The sequence below is a fragment of the Tenacibaculum discolor genome, from assembly GCF_003664185.1.
Classification (GTDB): Bacteria; Bacteroidota; Bacteroidia; order Flavobacteriales; family Flavobacteriaceae; genus Polaribacter; species Polaribacter discolor.
Genome location: NZ_RCCS01000006.1, coordinates 324515 through 340014, shown reverse-complemented (window position 1 = coordinate 340014; position 15500 = coordinate 324515). Strand labels below are relative to the sequence as shown.

General features: G+C 30.9%; 18 protein-coding genes, 1 other RNA gene and 1 pseudogene. 9 read left to right on the top strand and 11 right to left on the bottom strand.

What is annotated here, in order from left to right:
• Position 1: 1 nt before the first annotated feature.
• Complete coding sequence (locus C8N27_RS07795; protein WP_121146905.1) at positions 2 to 523, bottom strand: DUF4199 domain-containing protein; 522 nt, start codon at positions 521 to 523, stop codon at positions 2 to 4.
• Positions 524 to 698: 175 nt separating this feature from the next.
• On the opposite strand from C8N27_RS07795, the gene ffs reads away from it, so the two are divergent.
• An RNA gene (ffs, locus tag C8N27_RS07790) (signal recognition particle sRNA small type) lies at positions 699 to 797 on the top strand.
• Between the two features lie 20 nt (positions 798 to 817).
• Here the strand turns inward: ffs and xerD are convergent.
• Positions 818 to 1738, bottom strand: a complete 921-nt coding sequence (xerD, locus tag C8N27_RS07785; RefSeq protein ID WP_121146904.1) for a site-specific tyrosine recombinase XerD — start codon at positions 1736 to 1738, stop codon at positions 818 to 820.
• 96 nt (positions 1739 to 1834) lie between these two features.
• Here xerD and C8N27_RS07780 point away from each other — a divergent pair, with 96 nt between their 5' ends.
• From C8N27_RS07780 to aroQ, 3 genes are all read left to right on the top strand, one after another.
• Complete coding sequence (locus tag C8N27_RS07780; RefSeq protein ID WP_121146903.1) at positions 1835 to 2359, top strand: DUF3575 domain-containing protein; 525 nt, start codon at positions 1835 to 1837, stop codon at positions 2357 to 2359.
• Positions 2360 to 2540: 181 nt separating this feature from the next.
• A complete protein-coding gene (locus C8N27_RS07775; protein WP_147431708.1) occupies positions 2541 to 3011 on the top strand; it encodes an outer membrane beta-barrel protein in 471 nt (156 codons plus the stop codon).
• A gap of 99 nt (positions 3012 to 3110) precedes the next feature.
• Positions 3111 to 3527, top strand: coding sequence for a type II 3-dehydroquinate dehydratase (gene aroQ / locus C8N27_RS07770; protein ID WP_121146901.1), 417 nt, complete (start codon positions 3111 to 3113; stop codon positions 3525 to 3527).
• Here the strand turns inward: aroQ and C8N27_RS07765 are convergent.
• Both C8N27_RS07765 and C8N27_RS07760 read right to left on the bottom strand, forming a co-directional pair.
• Positions 3504 to 4691: a lipoprotein N-acyltransferase Lnb domain-containing protein gene (locus C8N27_RS07765; RefSeq protein ID WP_121146900.1), complete on the bottom strand. Its 1188-nt coding sequence runs from the start codon at positions 4689 to 4691 to the stop codon at positions 3504 to 3506. The genes aroQ and C8N27_RS07765 overlap by 24 nt on opposite strands.
• 82 nt (positions 4692 to 4773) lie before the next feature.
• Complete coding sequence (locus tag C8N27_RS07760; protein ID WP_121146899.1) at positions 4774 to 5751, bottom strand: YheT family hydrolase; 978 nt, start codon at positions 5749 to 5751, stop codon at positions 4774 to 4776.
• A 100-nt stretch (positions 5752 to 5851) separates the two neighbouring features.
• On the opposite strand from C8N27_RS07760, the gene C8N27_RS07755 reads away from it, so the two are divergent.
• Positions 5852 to 6604: a CDP-alcohol phosphatidyltransferase family protein gene (locus C8N27_RS07755; protein ID WP_121146898.1), complete on the top strand. Its 753-nt coding sequence runs from the start codon at positions 5852 to 5854 to the stop codon at positions 6602 to 6604.
• Positions 6605 to 7149: 545 nt separating this feature from the next.
• Here C8N27_RS07755 and lptB read toward each other — a convergent pair.
• From lptB to C8N27_RS07735, 4 genes and pseudogenes are all read right to left on the bottom strand, one after another.
• A pseudogene (lptB, locus tag C8N27_RS07750) lies at positions 7150 to 7884 on the bottom strand (LPS export ABC transporter ATP-binding protein); the annotation flags it as partial.
• 86 nt (positions 7885 to 7970) lie between these two features.
• The gene (locus C8N27_RS07745; RefSeq protein ID WP_099214324.1) at positions 7971 to 8318 is read right to left on the bottom strand and encodes a carboxymuconolactone decarboxylase family protein; all 348 of its coding nucleotides are present in this window, start codon (positions 8316 to 8318) and stop codon (positions 7971 to 7973) included.
• Positions 8293 to 9114 carry a twin-arginine translocase subunit TatC gene (tatC, locus tag C8N27_RS07740; protein WP_099214325.1) on the bottom strand — a complete coding sequence of 274 codons (822 nt, stop codon included), beginning with the start codon at positions 9112 to 9114 and terminating at the stop codon, positions 8293 to 8295. Before tatC ends, C8N27_RS07745 begins: the two co-directional genes overlap by 26 nt.
• A gap of 1 nt (position 9115) precedes the next feature.
• Complete coding sequence (locus tag C8N27_RS07735) at positions 9116 to 10084, bottom strand: KpsF/GutQ family sugar-phosphate isomerase (protein WP_099214326.1); 969 nt, start codon at positions 10082 to 10084, stop codon at positions 9116 to 9118.
• Between the two features lie 146 nt (positions 10085 to 10230).
• Between C8N27_RS07735 and C8N27_RS07730 the strand changes: the two genes are divergently transcribed.
• From C8N27_RS07730 to C8N27_RS07720, 4 genes are read left to right on the top strand one after another with little or no spacing between them, the layout of a single operon-like run.
• Complete coding sequence (locus C8N27_RS07730; RefSeq protein ID WP_121146897.1) at positions 10231 to 12426, top strand: RecQ family ATP-dependent DNA helicase; 2196 nt, start codon at positions 10231 to 10233, stop codon at positions 12424 to 12426.
• 13 nt (positions 12427 to 12439) lie between these two features.
• Positions 12440 to 12868: a VOC family protein gene (locus C8N27_RS07725; RefSeq protein WP_121146896.1), complete on the top strand. Its 429-nt coding sequence runs from the start codon at positions 12440 to 12442 to the stop codon at positions 12866 to 12868.
• Between the two features lie 40 nt (positions 12869 to 12908).
• Positions 12909 to 13082, top strand: a complete 174-nt coding sequence (locus C8N27_RS16090) for a DUF1801 domain-containing protein (RefSeq protein ID WP_317125076.1) — start codon at positions 12909 to 12911, stop codon at positions 13080 to 13082.
• Positions 13045 to 13464 carry a YdeI/OmpD-associated family protein gene (locus C8N27_RS07720; protein ID WP_244174721.1) on the top strand — a complete coding sequence of 140 codons (420 nt, stop codon included), beginning with the start codon at positions 13045 to 13047 and terminating at the stop codon, positions 13462 to 13464. The genes C8N27_RS16090 and C8N27_RS07720 overlap by 38 nt, the downstream gene beginning before the upstream one ends.
• On the opposite strand, the gene C8N27_RS07715 is transcribed toward C8N27_RS07720, so the two are convergent.
• Genes C8N27_RS07715 through tsaE form a run of 3 tightly spaced genes read right to left on the bottom strand, consistent with a single transcriptional unit; the run spans position 13461 to position 15488 of the window.
• Entirely contained in the window at positions 13461 to 13832 is a 372-nt protein-coding gene (locus C8N27_RS07715) for a DUF4258 domain-containing protein (RefSeq protein WP_121146895.1), read from the bottom strand. The two genes, C8N27_RS07720 and C8N27_RS07715, sit on opposite strands and share 4 nt — an antisense overlap.
• Before the next feature lie 38 nt (positions 13833 to 13870).
• Positions 13871 to 15067, bottom strand: a complete 1197-nt coding sequence (locus tag C8N27_RS07710) for an alanine dehydrogenase (RefSeq protein ID WP_121146894.1) — start codon at positions 15065 to 15067, stop codon at positions 13871 to 13873.
• 7 nt (positions 15068 to 15074) lie between these two features.
• Positions 15075 to 15488, bottom strand: coding sequence for a tRNA (adenosine(37)-N6)-threonylcarbamoyltransferase complex ATPase subunit type 1 TsaE (gene tsaE, locus C8N27_RS07705; RefSeq protein ID WP_121146893.1), 414 nt, complete (start codon positions 15486 to 15488; stop codon positions 15075 to 15077).
• Between the last annotated feature and the right edge of the window lie 12 nt (positions 15489 to 15500).

Genomic DNA, 15500 nt, shown 5'->3' with positions numbered 1-15500 from the left:
TTTAATATTGGTCTTCTTCTGTTTTTTTCATAATAGCACCTCCTATAGCTGAAATTATAAATCCAAAAAAAGCCGACACTACTATTGATAAAGGTACTGTTATTACAGGACTACTGAATTTTTTAGACATAGCTTCAGATGCTTCAATTTGTTCATCAGTCATACCTGAATCAATCCAAGTTTGTTTTTGAACTTCCATCATTTGTGCTTGAAAATCAGGTTCAATTATGTTTGTAAAAACTAAGGTATAGATAGTTGTGATAACTGCACTTATTAGAGCTATTCCAACTCCAACTTTTAAAGCTTGACCAAAAGTTAAAAAATCATTATTATCAGTTTTGAATTTTTTTATACCTAAAATAATAAGTACAATCATTGCTATAAAACCAATAACACCACTTAGCCATCCAAATTTTATTAAGGTTCCTGTGGCATAAAACGCTAAGTGAATAAAAACTCCGATAATACCTAAATATAATCCGTAGTTTAAGATAATGTTTTTACTTTTTACTTGATTTTCCATTGTGTAAATTTAGTTAGTGATACAAATATATTCTTTTTAATATTATGTTTATTTTATCCTGTCAAAAGAAAAAAATATAAACAACAAACTATTAGTATTCAAAAACTTAGAAACGTTACAGTTTTTTTATGCAAAATTTGTTGTTTTTTATAAAAAAATGGTTGTAAATTTGCCTCGGCAAGTCCTACACAACCAGCTCCCTTTGAATCCCCCAGGGCGGGAACGCAGCAAGGGTATTAGGTCGTAGCGGTGTGATGTAGGTAGCTTGCCTTTTTTTGTATCCGATAGTTTCGTTTATTCTTCCTCGCTTAAATTCAAATTACTTCTAGGGTGATGTAATTCAACAACTTCTTTAAGGTAGCTATTATCTAAGTGTACGTAAATCTCTGTAGTAGTAATACTTTCATGTCCTAATAACTGTTGAATAACACGTAAATCTGCTCCATTTTTTAGTAAATGTGTAGCAAAAGAATGTCTTAAGGTATGCGGGCCAATACTTTTTTTTAGATTGATTTTTTGAGCTAATTCTTTTAAAATGATAAAAATCATTTGTCGGGTTAAGCGCTTTCCTCTTCTGTTTAAAAAAACAATATCTTCATCTTCCTTTTTAGAAATAATTTGAGACCTGATTTCATTAATATAGAAGTTTAGCCTATGGATAGTGGTAATATGAATAGGAACAAAACGATATTTATTTCCTTTCCCAAGAACTTGAATATAACCTTCGTCAAAAAATAAATCAGAAAGCTGTAGGTTAATCAATTCACTTACACGAAGACCACAACTATAAATGGTTTCAATAATGGTCTTGTTACGTTCTCCTTGAGAGTGACTTAAATCAATGGCATCAATTAATTTGTCAATATCTTCTTTTTCTAAAGTGTCTGGTAATTTTTTTATAATGTTTGGGCTCTCTATTAAATCTGTAGGGTTGTCTTTTCGATAATCTTCAAAGATTAGAAAGTCAAAAAAACTACGTAATCCTGAAATTAAACGGGCTTGACTACGAGCATTGATATTCTTACTTGTTTCATAAATAAATTGTTGGATTGTCTTTTGAGTAATATGAATAGGAGAAAGGTTAGGTTCTAAATTACTAACAAATAAGTCTAATTTTTTTACATCTCTTCGGTAACTATCAATAGAGTTTTTTGAAAGGCCTCTCTCAATTTTTAAAAAGTTAGTATAATCAGATATAGCTTGTTCCCAGTTCATTAAGTATAAAATGTGTTTTTTTTGTTATAAAAAAAAGTTAAAAAATTAAAATAAAACTATTTTCTCACAAAATTATAATTAATAAGATTAAAAATTATGAAAAAATTATTACTAGTAGTTGCTATGGTTGCTGTTACAGCAAGCGCACAGAAGAATGTTATTAAGGTTAACCTTATTGGATTAGCTATTGAAACAGCTGAATTATCTTATGAAAGAGCTGTTTCTGACAAAGGAGCTGTTGAAATTGGATTATCTTATGCTGGTGCTGATGTTACCTCTGGTTCAGAAAAAATTAGTACAAGTGCTATTGGAGTTGAAGGTAAATATAAATTTTACTTTTCTTCTGATAAAGATGCTCCAAGAGGATGGTATGCTGCGCCTTTTGTAAATTATTCTTCTGCTTCAGCAGAAAATAATTCAGGAGAAGATATAGGTTTTTCTACTTTCTCTGGTGGAGCTTTAGTTGAATACCAATGGGTATTTGGTGTAGGAGATTCAGGTTTTGCTTTAGATTTAATTTTTGGAGCACAATACGTTTCTGCTTCTGCAACAGGAGGAACTACTGTTAGTATTGATGGATTTTTACCAAGGTTAGATGTTTCTTTAGGATACGCTTGGTAATTATTATTTATACATAGAATTTCAAAAAAGGAAGCAAATTTGCTTCCTTTTTTTTGTTTGATTATCAGTGTTTTAAGATTTTAAATGTGTTTTATATCTTTTTTATTGAAAAAATCAGTTGTTAAAACTTTATTTAGGTGTATCTTTGCCGGCTCAAAATAAAACTTATAAAACAAAAATTATGAAAAAATTTTTAGTAGTTGCTATGATGGCTTTAGGTTTAGCTGTTAATGCACAAGAAGGACAATTAAACGTTGGTGGTACTATTGGTTTACCAGTAGGTGATGCTGATGGTTTTGATGTAACTGGAGCTATTGAAGCTAATTATTTATTTAATGTAGCAGAAGGTTTTAAAGTAGGACCATCTGTATCGTATGTACACTTCCAAGGAGAAGGAGCTGATATAGCTTTCTTACCTGTAGCTGTAGCTGGTCGTTACAATGTAGCTGAGAAGTTTGTTGTTGGTGCTGATTTAGGTTACGGAATTGGTGTTAGACCTTCTGGAGTTGATAGTGGTTTTTACTATAGACCAATAGTAGGTTACCAAGTAAGTGAAAAAATTACTTTACACGTAGATTATACAGGTGTTGCTCTTGATGGTGCTACAGCTTCTACAGTAGGGATTGGAGGAACTTATTCTTTTTCTTTATAATAAGAAACTCAATAATAAGTAAAAAAAGGAAGCAAATTTGCTTCCTTTTTTTATGCTTAAAAGTTAAAAAGAGTATTTTTACTTTAGAAAATATTAGTAATGAAAAAAATAATTATAATTAATGGACCTAATTTGAATTTATTAGGGAAGCGTGAACCAACTATTTATGGAGCAAGTTCTTTTGATGATTATTTTAAAAAATTAAAAAATAATTACACTAATGTAAATTTAGAGTATTTTCAATCGAATATAGAAGGGGAGTTGATAGATAAATTACATGAAGTAGGTTTTGATTATGATGGTATCATTCTAAATGCAGCAGCCTATACTCATACATCTGTAGGTATTGGTGATGCTGTAAAAGGTGTAGAAACCCCTGTAGTTGAAGTGCATATTTCAAATATACATGCTAGAGAAGAGTTTCGCCATACTAGTTATATAGCTCCTAATGCGAAAGGAGTTATTTTTGGTTTTGGTTTACAAGGATATGAACTAGCTCTTCAAAGCTTTTTGTAAAAAGAAATAGCGAGTTCCTAATAACAAAAATAGAGGAATCATAGGATACGTGTATAATTGAATACTAAATAGCCATATAAAAGGAATAATTAGTATAAAAATTAATAAAACGATACAATAACCGTATATCCATTTTGGTGGAATTTCCTTCAATAAAAAGATAGCAACAACTAAGTTAGGTGCAAATGCCCATAAAAAGTTAAAATTGTTAGGTGCAGTTGAATGGTTGGTAAAGAACCATAAAAAAACAATTAGCAAACCTAAAACACCAGTTGTAAAAAACAGAATAAAGTCAAACCATTTGGTTCTTTTAGAGTTTTTAAAGTCTTTATATGTAATAAATATTCCAAATAAGGAAAATACTAAAATTATTAAAAAGGGATTAATAACATCACTTTTGGATTCCTTCTCTTCAAAATCGAGTAAAACATTTGTTTTCCTAACTAAATTTTCTTCTTTTTCATCTTTAACAATTTTTGATACACTTAAAGCTTCAAAAACATAATCAGGTAAGTATAAGTATTCTTTTGGAGCTGCTATTTTATCTAACTTACTTCCTAAAGCTATATTAATTCCTAAGCTACCCCAAGTGTTTGGATTAATTTCTTTATTCATCAATTGTCGTAACGATAAATCCTTCGTAACAAAATTATTCTTAAAAACTAAGTTATCTCCTGTAACCTTTTGAATTATATCACGAGGTCTGGTAGCACAGTTATCGAAAAAAGGATCGTAAAAATAACTTGCATTTTCAGGGAGAACATTTGTTTCTAAAAACTGAAAAAAATCATTTCTTTGTTGTTGCGTTAAGTTTAAAATTTGTTCTTTCACCCAACGTTTATCTTGTTGAGCACTCTTTAAAGATAAATGGAAAGGATAGCGAGCTAACTTGTATTTCATATAACCTTTGGTAAAGTTTACATAAAAGTTAGGGTCATCAAAATCAAAAATTCCATAATTGTAAAGAAGATCTAGTTGTAAAACGGGATCTTTTACTCGAATAGCTGTATGCCCAAACTTCTCATATAAAGCTTTTCCAGGTCCTGAAGTAATGATACTTATTTGAGAAAATTTTGATAAACCTAAAGTATTAACTCTTTGAGAAAAAGCTTGATTAATACATAATAAACAAAGAAAAAGAAATGCATATTTTTTTATTATCATAAGTATGAGAGAAAATTAATGTCGGTGTTTTACAAATATCATAAATCCGATTAATATAACTAGGTATTTTTAAGGTTATTGTTTAATATTCAATTCCAAGAGTTTCATTTATAAATCTTGAAATACGTTGTTCTAACCATCTGTTTTCTGTGCTAGAAAAAGAAGACATAAAACCTACATGTCCGCCATAATTTGGTGTAGAGAGATAAAAGTTTTTCATTTCCTTAGCTTCTTTTATAGGGTAGCATTCTTTTGATAAAAAACTATCATCTAAAGCATTAATAAGTAATGTTGGAACCTTAATTTCTGTAATAAAAGGCTTAGCACTTGCTTTTAGCCAATAATCCTCGGAACTTTCAAAGCCAAAAACAGGTACGGTATACTGTTTTTCTAAATGTCTAAATTTACTAGCTTTAAATAAGAGTTCTTTATTTAATTTGAAGTCAGGAAACTTTTTTGCTTTCTGTAAGAGCTTTAACTTCATAGTTTTTAAAAACTCATTTAGGTAAATTTTGTTTTTTAATTTATTTAGTTCAGCTTGAGAAGAGGTTAAGTCAACAGGAACAGATACAGCTATTCCTCCTTTAACTTCTGAAGGAATATCACTGTATTCCCCTAAATATTTTAAAGTTAGATTTCCTCCTAAACTAAACCCTGTGATTATAATATTGTCATAATCATAATAGTTTTTTAAGTATTTAATGATGAAACTAACATCGTCTGTTTTTCCGCTATGATAGGTTTCCAAAAGTAAATTATCTTCTCCGCTACAACCTCTTAAATTCATACAGACTGTATCAAAACCTAAGCTGTTTAGATGGTTAGATGTTGTAATCATATAATTTGACTGAGAACTACCTTCTAATCCGTGAATTAACAACACAATAGTGTTAGATTCCACGAAAGAAAAGTCTAAATCAATAAAATCAGCATCCCACGTTGTAATTCTTTTTCGTTTATATTCAATGGTGTCTTTCATGAATAACGGACGATAAACAGTGTTAAAATGAGCACTTTTAAAAGGGAGGCTAGGAGAGAATGTATCTGAGATAATTGGCATAATACTATGTAATAGCTTTTTAAACAAAGATGACAAAAAATAGCTAAAATGTAAAAGCCATTGAATGATTTCTTATTTTAGCTGTAAATTTATGAATACTATGAACGTCAAAAAATATATTCCAAATTTATTAACCTTAGGAAACTTGTTATGTGGTACTATTGCTACCATTTTTGCAATAAAAGGAGATTTTTTTGCCACGGCAATTTTGGTAATGCTAGGGATACTTTTTGATTTTTTTGATGGATTTGCAGCTCGTATGTTAAAGGTACAAGGTGAATTAGGTAAACAGTTAGATAGTTTAGCTGATATGGTAACAAGTGGGGTAGTACCAGGAATTGTAATGATGCAAATGTTGGTAAATGCTTTAGATATAGATGCTGTTGGATACTTTGGAGTTGATGAATATGGAGCAACAGGAAGTAATTTGCCTTATTTAGGCTTATTGCTAACATTAGGAGCAGGATACCGTTTAGCGAAGTTTAATATTGATGAGCGCCAATCAGATAGTTTTATTGGAGTACCAACACCAGCTATGAGTTTGTTTGTGATTTCTTTACCATTAATAGCTCAGTTTGATAAAGAATCGTTTTTAATAAGTTTTATTGAAAATCAATACTTTTTAATACTACTTACAGTGTTGTTTACGTATTTAATGAATGCTGAAATACCGTTATTCTCTTTGAAATTTAAAAACTTTTATTTTAAAGATAATGTGATTAAATACGTATTTTTAGCTTTGTCAATTATATTAATTATTACTTTGAAAATAGTTGCAATTCCAATGATTATACTATCATATGTAGTATTGTCTATTGTAAATAGCTCAGATAAAAAGCTCTCTTCAAAATAGAATAAGTTACATCTTAAATAAAACAAAAAAACACGTTGATTCACAACGTGTTTTTTTGTTTTGATTTTGAAAGTTATTTTTTAGGTGTTTTTTTGAGGTTCAAAAATGTTACTTATGAAATGATAATTTTCTAAAGATATTTTATCTTCAGCAAAGACCTTATCCATAAGTTTATTTTTCGTAAAATCTCCTTTTTTGTAGATGTCCCAGCTTTCGTTATTTCTATTGGTTAATGTAACTTTATCTGAACCTATTTCAAAGTTACACCAATCATTATAATTAGCTATTTTTTTATAGCTATGATCAGACACTTTGATATTCCCTTTTACATTTAAACCTTCTATATCAATGCATAAGTTACAGAAATCGATGAAACTCATATTATCCGCAGGTATAACAAGAAAAGAATTAGTATTCCCTTTTTTTCTATACAGCTTAAAACCATCTTTTAAGTTTTGGTTATGATAAACTTTAGAAAAAGAGGAGAAAAGATCTTCTTCTTTTGCATTCTCAATTATAAAGTGATTTTGTGTTACAGCTTGATTATCGAATTTTTTCTTCTTAAGCTCAAAATCTTTTCCAAGATATACTCTACGAACAGTTTCGTCTTCAGCAAGTTCTTCGGGAGTTCCTTCTTTTAAAATCCCTCCATTATACATTAGGTAAGTTCTATCAGTAATTGCAAGAGTAGCCTGCACATCATGATCGGTAATTAAAATACCAATATTTTTATTTTTCAATTGTGCTACAATTCCTTGAATATCTTCTACAGCAATTGGATCGACACCAGCAAAAGGTTCATCTAATAAAATAAATTTAGGATCAGAAGCTAAACAACGTGCAATTTCTGTTCTACGACGCTCACCACCCGATAATAAATCACCGCGGTTTTTACGTACATGTCCTAAACTAAATTCATCTATTAACTCTTCTAAGCGTTGTTTTCTTTCAGCTTTAGTTCTATCAGTAAATTCAAGAACTGACATGATATTATCTTCTACTGAAAGCTTTCTGAAAACAGAAGCTTCTTGTGCTAAATAACCAATTCCTTTTTGAGAACGTTTATACATTGCATCAGTAGTAATTTCTTCATTATCTAGAAAAATGTGACCATCGTTAGGTTTAATCATACCTACAATCATATAGAAAGAGGTTGTTTTTCCTGCTCCGTTAGGACCAAGTAACCCAATAATTTCACCTTGCTCAACTTCTAAAGAAATTCCTTTTACTACTTTCCTGCTACCGTATATCTTTTGTATGTTGTCTGCTCTTAACTTCATTTATTATTGTTGAAAATGGAATTGATTAAAGTATAAAAGTAACAAAACTGTTTCTTAAAAACTTCTTAAATCAATATATGTATAAATTAAGCTTCGTTTTCTAATGCTTCCCAAAACTCTACAGCTCTTCGTAAATGAGGAATTAAAATAGTTCCACCAACTAATGTGGCAATACTCATAGTTTCCATCATTTCTTCTTTGGTAACACCATTTTGGTGGGCTGTTTTTAAATGATAAGCAATGCAGTCATCACAACGTAATACTGCAGACGCTACTAAACCTAATAATTCTTTAGTTTTAACAGGTAGATGCCCTTCGGTAAAAGCATTGGTATCTAAGTTGAAAATACGTTTGATTACTTTATTATCTGATGCTAAAATCTTTTCGTTCATTTTAGCACGATAGTCGTTAAACTCTTGGACTTTTTGTGACATTCTTTTGTTGTTGTTTTAAGACAAATTTTGATACATAAATACTCATTTCATATAAAATCATGATAGGTACTGATACAATTACTTGACTAGCCACATCTGGTGGAGTAATAATAGCAGATAATACCAATACCACGACTAATGCATGTTTACGATATTTTCGTAAAAACTCTGGTGTAATTAATCCTATTTTAGTTAGGAAGAAAATAACTACGGGAAGTTCAAAAAATATAGCAACACCCAATAATGTATTTGTAATAAGGCTAATGTAAGCCTCTAACTTAAAATTGTTTTGTATAGCGTCTGATATTTCAAAGTTGTAAAAGAAGTATACAGACATTGGTAAAATAACGTAATAGCTAAATAAAATCCCTAGAAAGAACAGAAAAGAAGAGGTGAAAATAAAACCTTTTGATTTTTTCTTTTCGCTTTCATGCAACCCAGGAGCTATAAATCGCCAAAACTCCCATAAAATGTATGGAAAGGCAACTACAAATCCTAAAATTAGAGAAGACCAAATCCCTGTCATTAATTGTTGAGTAGGATTTAAAGCTTGAAGTGTTTGTTTAAATTTAATCGTACAAAAACTACTATCAATTCCAATAGAAGAAAATACTTTACAAAAGAATTGATACGTTGCAAAATCAGGCTTTAAATGAGCTAAAAGAATTTCATTAAAAACAAAATTAATGTTTGCAAAAATGACGATTGCTACTACAAAAATAGCTGCAAAACTCCTTACTAAATGCCATCTTAGTTCTTCAAGATGGTCTAAAAAAGACATTTCCTTTTCTGCCATCTTAAAATATTCCTTCTTTAATTAAATCATGTAAGTGTACCACACCTACATAATTGTTGTCTGCATCAGTAACTAAAATTTGGGTAATATTGTTGTTTTCTAAAGTATCTAAAGCTTCAACAGCCATAGCATCTACGTCTATTGTCTTTGGGGTAGTACTCATAATATCAGCAGCAGTAAGCTCGTCTATTTTTGTTGTTTTACTTAGCATTCTACGAATATCTCCATCGGTAATAATTCCTGCAATTTTATCATTATCAACAACGGCAGTTACACCTAAGCGTTTTTCTGATATTTCAACAATTACTTGAGTAACTTTATCTGTACTTTTTACTTTTGGTAATTCATTATTTTTAATAAGATCAGAAACTCTTAAATACAGACGTTTTCCTAAAGCTCCTCCAGGGTGATATTTTGCAAAATCACTACTGGTAAAACCTCTTAATTCTAATAAACAAACGGCTAAAGCGTCCCCTAAAACTAATTGAGCTGTAGTACTTGTTGTAGGAGCTAAGTTGTTAGGACAAGCCTCTTTATCTACAAAAGAATTTAAAAGGAAGTCGGCATTTTTTCCTAAGAAAGAATCAGGGTTTCCTGTTATAGCAATAATTTTATTGTTATAGTTTTTAATTAAAGGTACCAACACTTTTATTTCAGGAGTGTTCCCACTTTTAGAAATACAAATCACCACATCATCATCCTGCACATTACCTAAATCACCATGTATAGCATCAGCAGCATGCATAAAAACAGCAGGTGTACCTGTTGAGTTAAAAGTAGCTACCATTTTAGTAGCAATATTGGCACTCTTTCCAATACCAGTTACAATAACACGCCCTTTTGAATTAAATATAAAATTAACAGCGTCCGTAAACGAGCTATTTAATAAATTTGCTAAATTAGCAATAGCATTACTTTCTAAAAGAATAGTATCTTTTGCGGTTGAGAGAATAGCGTTTGCGTCTTTCAAGTTAAAAAAGTTTTAAGTATATTTTTAAAGTGTAAAAATAGGAATATTTGAGAAGAAAATCTTTTTTAATAAAAAGAAAGTTTACGTTATGTATTGTTGGGAATTTTTGTAAATTAGTTCTCGTTTTTAATTTTTGATATTAGAAGATGAATAAAGAGCAGACGGATTTATATGGATCATTAAAAAAAATCTTCGGATTTAACCAGTTTAAAGGACTACAAGAAGATGTAGTTAACAGTGTGTTAGAAAATAAAAACACATTTGTTATTATGCCGACTGGTGGTGGTAAATCGCTATGTTATCAATTACCGGCCTTGATGAAGGAAGGTACAGCAATTGTGGTGTCACCGCTAATTGCCTTAATGAAAAACCAAGTGGATGCCATTAGAGGAATTTCTGAAAATCATGGGATAGCCCATGTATTAAATTCTTCGTTAAACAAATCGGAGATTGCCCAGGTAAAATCAGATATTGAATCGGGAATTACAAAGTTATTGTATGTAGCTCCTGAATCTTTAATTAAAGAAGAATATGCTGAATTCCTTAGGAGGCAAAAAATATCATTTGTAGCGATTGATGAAGCACACTGTATTTCTGAATGGGGGCACGATTTTAGACCTGAATACAGAAATCTAAGAAATATTATTAAGCAGATTGATAATGTGCCAATTATTGGTTTAACTGCAACTGCAACAGAAAAAGTACAAGAGGATATTCTTAAAACTCTTGGAATGACGGATGCGAATGTATTTAAAGCATCTTTTAATAGGGCAAATTTATTCTATGAAGTTAGACCAAAGACTAAAGAGGTAGAAAAAGATATTATTCGCTTTATAAAGCAACGACCAGGTAAATCAGGGATTATATATTGTTTGAGTCGTAAAAAAGTAGAAGAAATAGCGCAAATTTTACAAGTAAACGGAATAAATGCAGTTCCTTACCATGCAGGTTTAGATGCGAAAACACGTGTTAAGCATCAAGATATGTTTTTGATGGAAGATTGTGATGTTGTAGTAGCTACAATTGCTTTTGGTATGGGAATTGACAAGCCTGATGTTCGTTTTGTAATACACCATGACATTCCTAAAAGTTTAGAGAGTTATTACCAAGAAACAGGTAGAGCTGGTCGTGATGGAGGAGAAGGTTATTGTTTAACTTTTTACTCATATAAAGATATTGAAAAGCTTGAAAAATTCATGGCTAACAAGCCTGTAGCAGAACAAGAAGTAGGACATGCTCTTTTACAAGAAGTTGTTGGGTATGCAGAAACGTCAATGAACAGGCGTAAATACTTACTTCACTATTTTGGAGAAGAATTTGATGAAGTAAATGGAGAAGGTGCTGATATGGATGACAATATGCGAAATCCTAAGAAAAAGCATGAAGCCAAAGATGAAGTTGTAACCTTACTTTCTGTTATTAGAGATACTAGTGAAATGTATAAGCCAAAAGAAATTGTAAATACAATAATTGGTAAAGAAAATGCATTATTAAAGTCTCACAAAACAAATATTCAACCTTTTTTCGGTATTGGTAAAACAAAAGACAACCATTACTGGATGGCTTTAATTCGTCAAGTACTAGTGGCGGATTTAATTAAAAAAGAAATAGAGCAGTATGGTGTTTTAAAGCTAACTAAAGAAGGTAAAGAGTTTATAAAAAGTCCATCATCGTTTATGATGACAGAAAATCATGTTTATAAAACAGCGGATGATGGTACTATTATAACTAACGAAAAGTCTGTAGGAGGAGTAGATGATAAGTTGGTAGCGATGTTGAAAGATTTAAGGAAAACTGTGGGAAAACGTTTAGGAGTTCCGCCTTTTGCTGTTTTTCAAGATCCATCTTTAGATGACATGGCATTAAAATACCCTGTAACATTAGATGAATTAGCAAAAGTTCATGGTGTTGGAGAGGGAAAAGCTAAAAAATACGGTAAAGATTTCGTTGCACTCATTTCAAAATATGTGGAAGACAATGAAATTATGCGTCCTGATGATTTAATAGTTAAGAGTACAGGAGTAAATTCTGGATTAAAACTTTATATCATTCAAAATACAGATAGAAAACTACCTCTAGAGGATATTGCAAAATCTAAAGGTTTAGAAATGTCTGAGTTGATAAAAGAAATGGAGGCTATTGTATTTTCTGGAACTAAGCTAAATATCGATTATGCTGTAGATGACTTACTTGATGAAGATCAGCAGGAAGAAATTCATGATTATTTTATGGAAGCTGAAACTGATAAAATTCAAGAAGCTTTAGATGAGTTTGATGGAGATTATGATGATGATGAATTGCGATTGATGCGTATTAAATTTACCAGTGAAATAGCTAACTAAAAAACTAAACGATATGCAAGCAAGTACTTATTTACATTTTAATGGAAACTGTAAAGAAGCAATGACTTTTTATGCAGATGTTTTAGGTGGTGAGATGACAATGTTAATGCAGTTTAAAGACGCCCCTGAAGAGGTTTGTAAAACAATTCCAGAAGAAGCAATGGAGTTAACCATGCACTGTACTATTGAAGCGGGAGATTTTTCTATTATGGGATCTGATTTTTTAAACGAAAATGAAGCATTTACTAAAGGAAATAATTTTGCTGTAAGTATAAATATTGAGGATGAAGATGAAGCTGTTGCTATTTTTAATGGACTATCTTCTGATGGAGCGCTTGTAATGATGCCTTTTGAAGAAGCCTTTTGGGGAGGAAAGTTTGGGATGTTAAGAGATAAGTTTGGTGTAAACTGGATGGTGTCTTTAGAAGAACAAATAGTATAATGAATCCTAAAGTAACACAATATATACAAGATAAAAGTAATTGGGCGCAAGAGAGTTAAATCTCTTGCGTTCTGTTTTTTTAGATCTTCCTGTAGAAGAAACTATTAAATGGGGAGCTCCTGTTTATGTTTATAAAGGTAAAAACATAGTAGGTTTATCTGCCTTTAAGAATTATTGTGGCTTATGGTTTTTTTCAAGGTTGTTTTTTAACTGATAAAGAAGAAGTATTGGAAAATGCTCAAGAAGGAAAAACACAAGCAATGCGTCAATGGAGATTTAATCAATTGGATGAGATTAATATAGTATTGATAAAACAATATGTATTAGAGGCTATTAAAAACTCAGAAGAAGGAAAAGAGTTAAAGCCTAAAAAGAATACCAAGCCTTTAGTTATTCATGAAAACTTGCAGTTAGAACTGGATAAAAATGACAGGTTAAATGAAACTTTCAGTGAATTTACTTTAAGTAAACAAAGGGAGTTTACCGATTATATTTCTGAGGCTAAGAGAGAGACTACGAAAGAAAAAAGACTTAAAAAAATAATTCCAATGATATTAAGCGGAATAGGCTTGTACGATAAATATAAAAACTGTTAGTTAATAGTAATTTTATCAATTGTAGCAGTTGAATCACAACGTATAACATATAAATCGATATGATTTAAACTGTCTTTACCTGTAATAAAGTACTCTGCACAAGGCTTTAAACGAGGCTTACTTTTTCCAAAATCTACATCTCCGTGATTTAAAATAGTAGAAATAGTAGCGGTATCAATTTTAGAAGTTGCTAATATTTGCTGAGCATTATCAGAAAACAAACGCTTTTTTATTCTAATTGTTTTTAAAGTACGAGCGTCCATACCATAATCAAAAGAAACATCTTTACCTTTCCAAATAAAAAGAACAACTAAACTACCTAGGGCAATTCCTATTAAATAATAACCAACACGTTTTAACCACTGCATAATTTAAAAATTGAAGTGCAAAAGTAAGTAAAATAGAACTATAAAATCAATAAATTAATATCTCTGTAAGGAAGGTCAAACCAGTCTGCTACAGTTTTATTGGTTAAAATTCCATGATAAAAATACATTCCATTACGTAAACTTTTATCAAAACGAGCAGCATTTTCAAAACCTCCTTCTTCAGCAATTTCTAATAAATAAGGTGTAAATATATTACTGATAGATACAGATGCGGTTCTAGAATACCTTGAAGGAATATTAGGAACACAATAATGAATCACACCATGGTTAGCAAATGTAGGTTTACTATGTGTAGTAACTTGAGAGGTTTCAAAACAACCACCTCTATCAATACTTACATCAACAATAACAGCTCCATCTTTCATTTGTTCAATCATTTCTTCGGTAACAACCACGGGAGAGCGATCTTTCCCTCTAATAGCTCCAATAGCAACATCGCATCGCATTAAAGCTTTTTGTAGGGTTTTAGGTTGAATAGTTGAAGTATAAATTGGTGCTTGCACACACGATTGTAAGTTACGAAGCTTAGTTATTGAGTTATCAAAAACTTTTACTCGCGCTCCTAAACCTATGGCTGTTTTAGCAGCAAACTCTCCAACAGTTCCTGCTCCTAAAATTACTACATCAGTAGGAGGAACACCTCCTATATTACCTAGTAGTAAACCATTTCCTCCATTAGAGGCTGTCATAAGCTCTGCTGCAATGTGCATAGAAGCAATACCTGCAATTTCACTTAATGATTTTACTATAGGAAATACACCATGTTCATCTTTAATATAATCAAAAGCAATTGCTGTTACTCTTTTTTTAGCAAGTGCTTCAAAATATTTTTTGTCTTGTGTTTTTAATTGTAAAGCAGAAATTAAAACCGTTTGTGGGTTTAACATCTGAATTTCTTCTAAAGATGGAGGTTCTACTTTTAATACAATATTACAAGCAAAAGCTTCTTTAACATCGTACGATATCTTAGCTCCAGCATCAGAATATTCTTTATCACTATAATTAGCTCCATCACCAGCACCAGTTTCAATTACAATCCTGTGTCCATGAGCTACTAATGCAGCAACAGCATCAGGAGACAAACTAATTCGTTTTTCTTCAAAATGAGTTTCTTTTGGTAACCCTATAAATAAATCTCCCTTTCGCTTTTTAATTTCAAGCATTTCGGTTTGCGGCATTAATTGCTCTTTGGTAAAAGGTGAAATAGAACCCATCTAAATTTTAGTTAGTTTTTAATTGAATGTTTCGTTGCCCGTTTTCTAGCAAACTAATTGATATTGAAACAGTATCTAAAGGTAGTAAATTTTTAACATTTTCAGGCCACTCAACTAAACACCAATTATTACTATATAAATAATCTTCAATCCCCATATCATAGGCCTCTTCTTCATCTTCAATACGGTAAAAATCAAAATGATATACTGTTTCGTTAGAAGAAGTCTTATACTCATTAACTAGTGAAAAAGTAGGAGAGTGGGCAATATCTTCCACACCTAAAACTTTACATATTTCTTTAATTAAAGTTGTTTTACCAACGCCCATTTCTCCATAAAAAAGCAGAATTTTATGTTGTGCAGTAGCTATGACTTCTTCAGCTACAGCTGTTAACTCGTCGAGTGAATAATTTTTGTCCATAAGTAGCAAAAA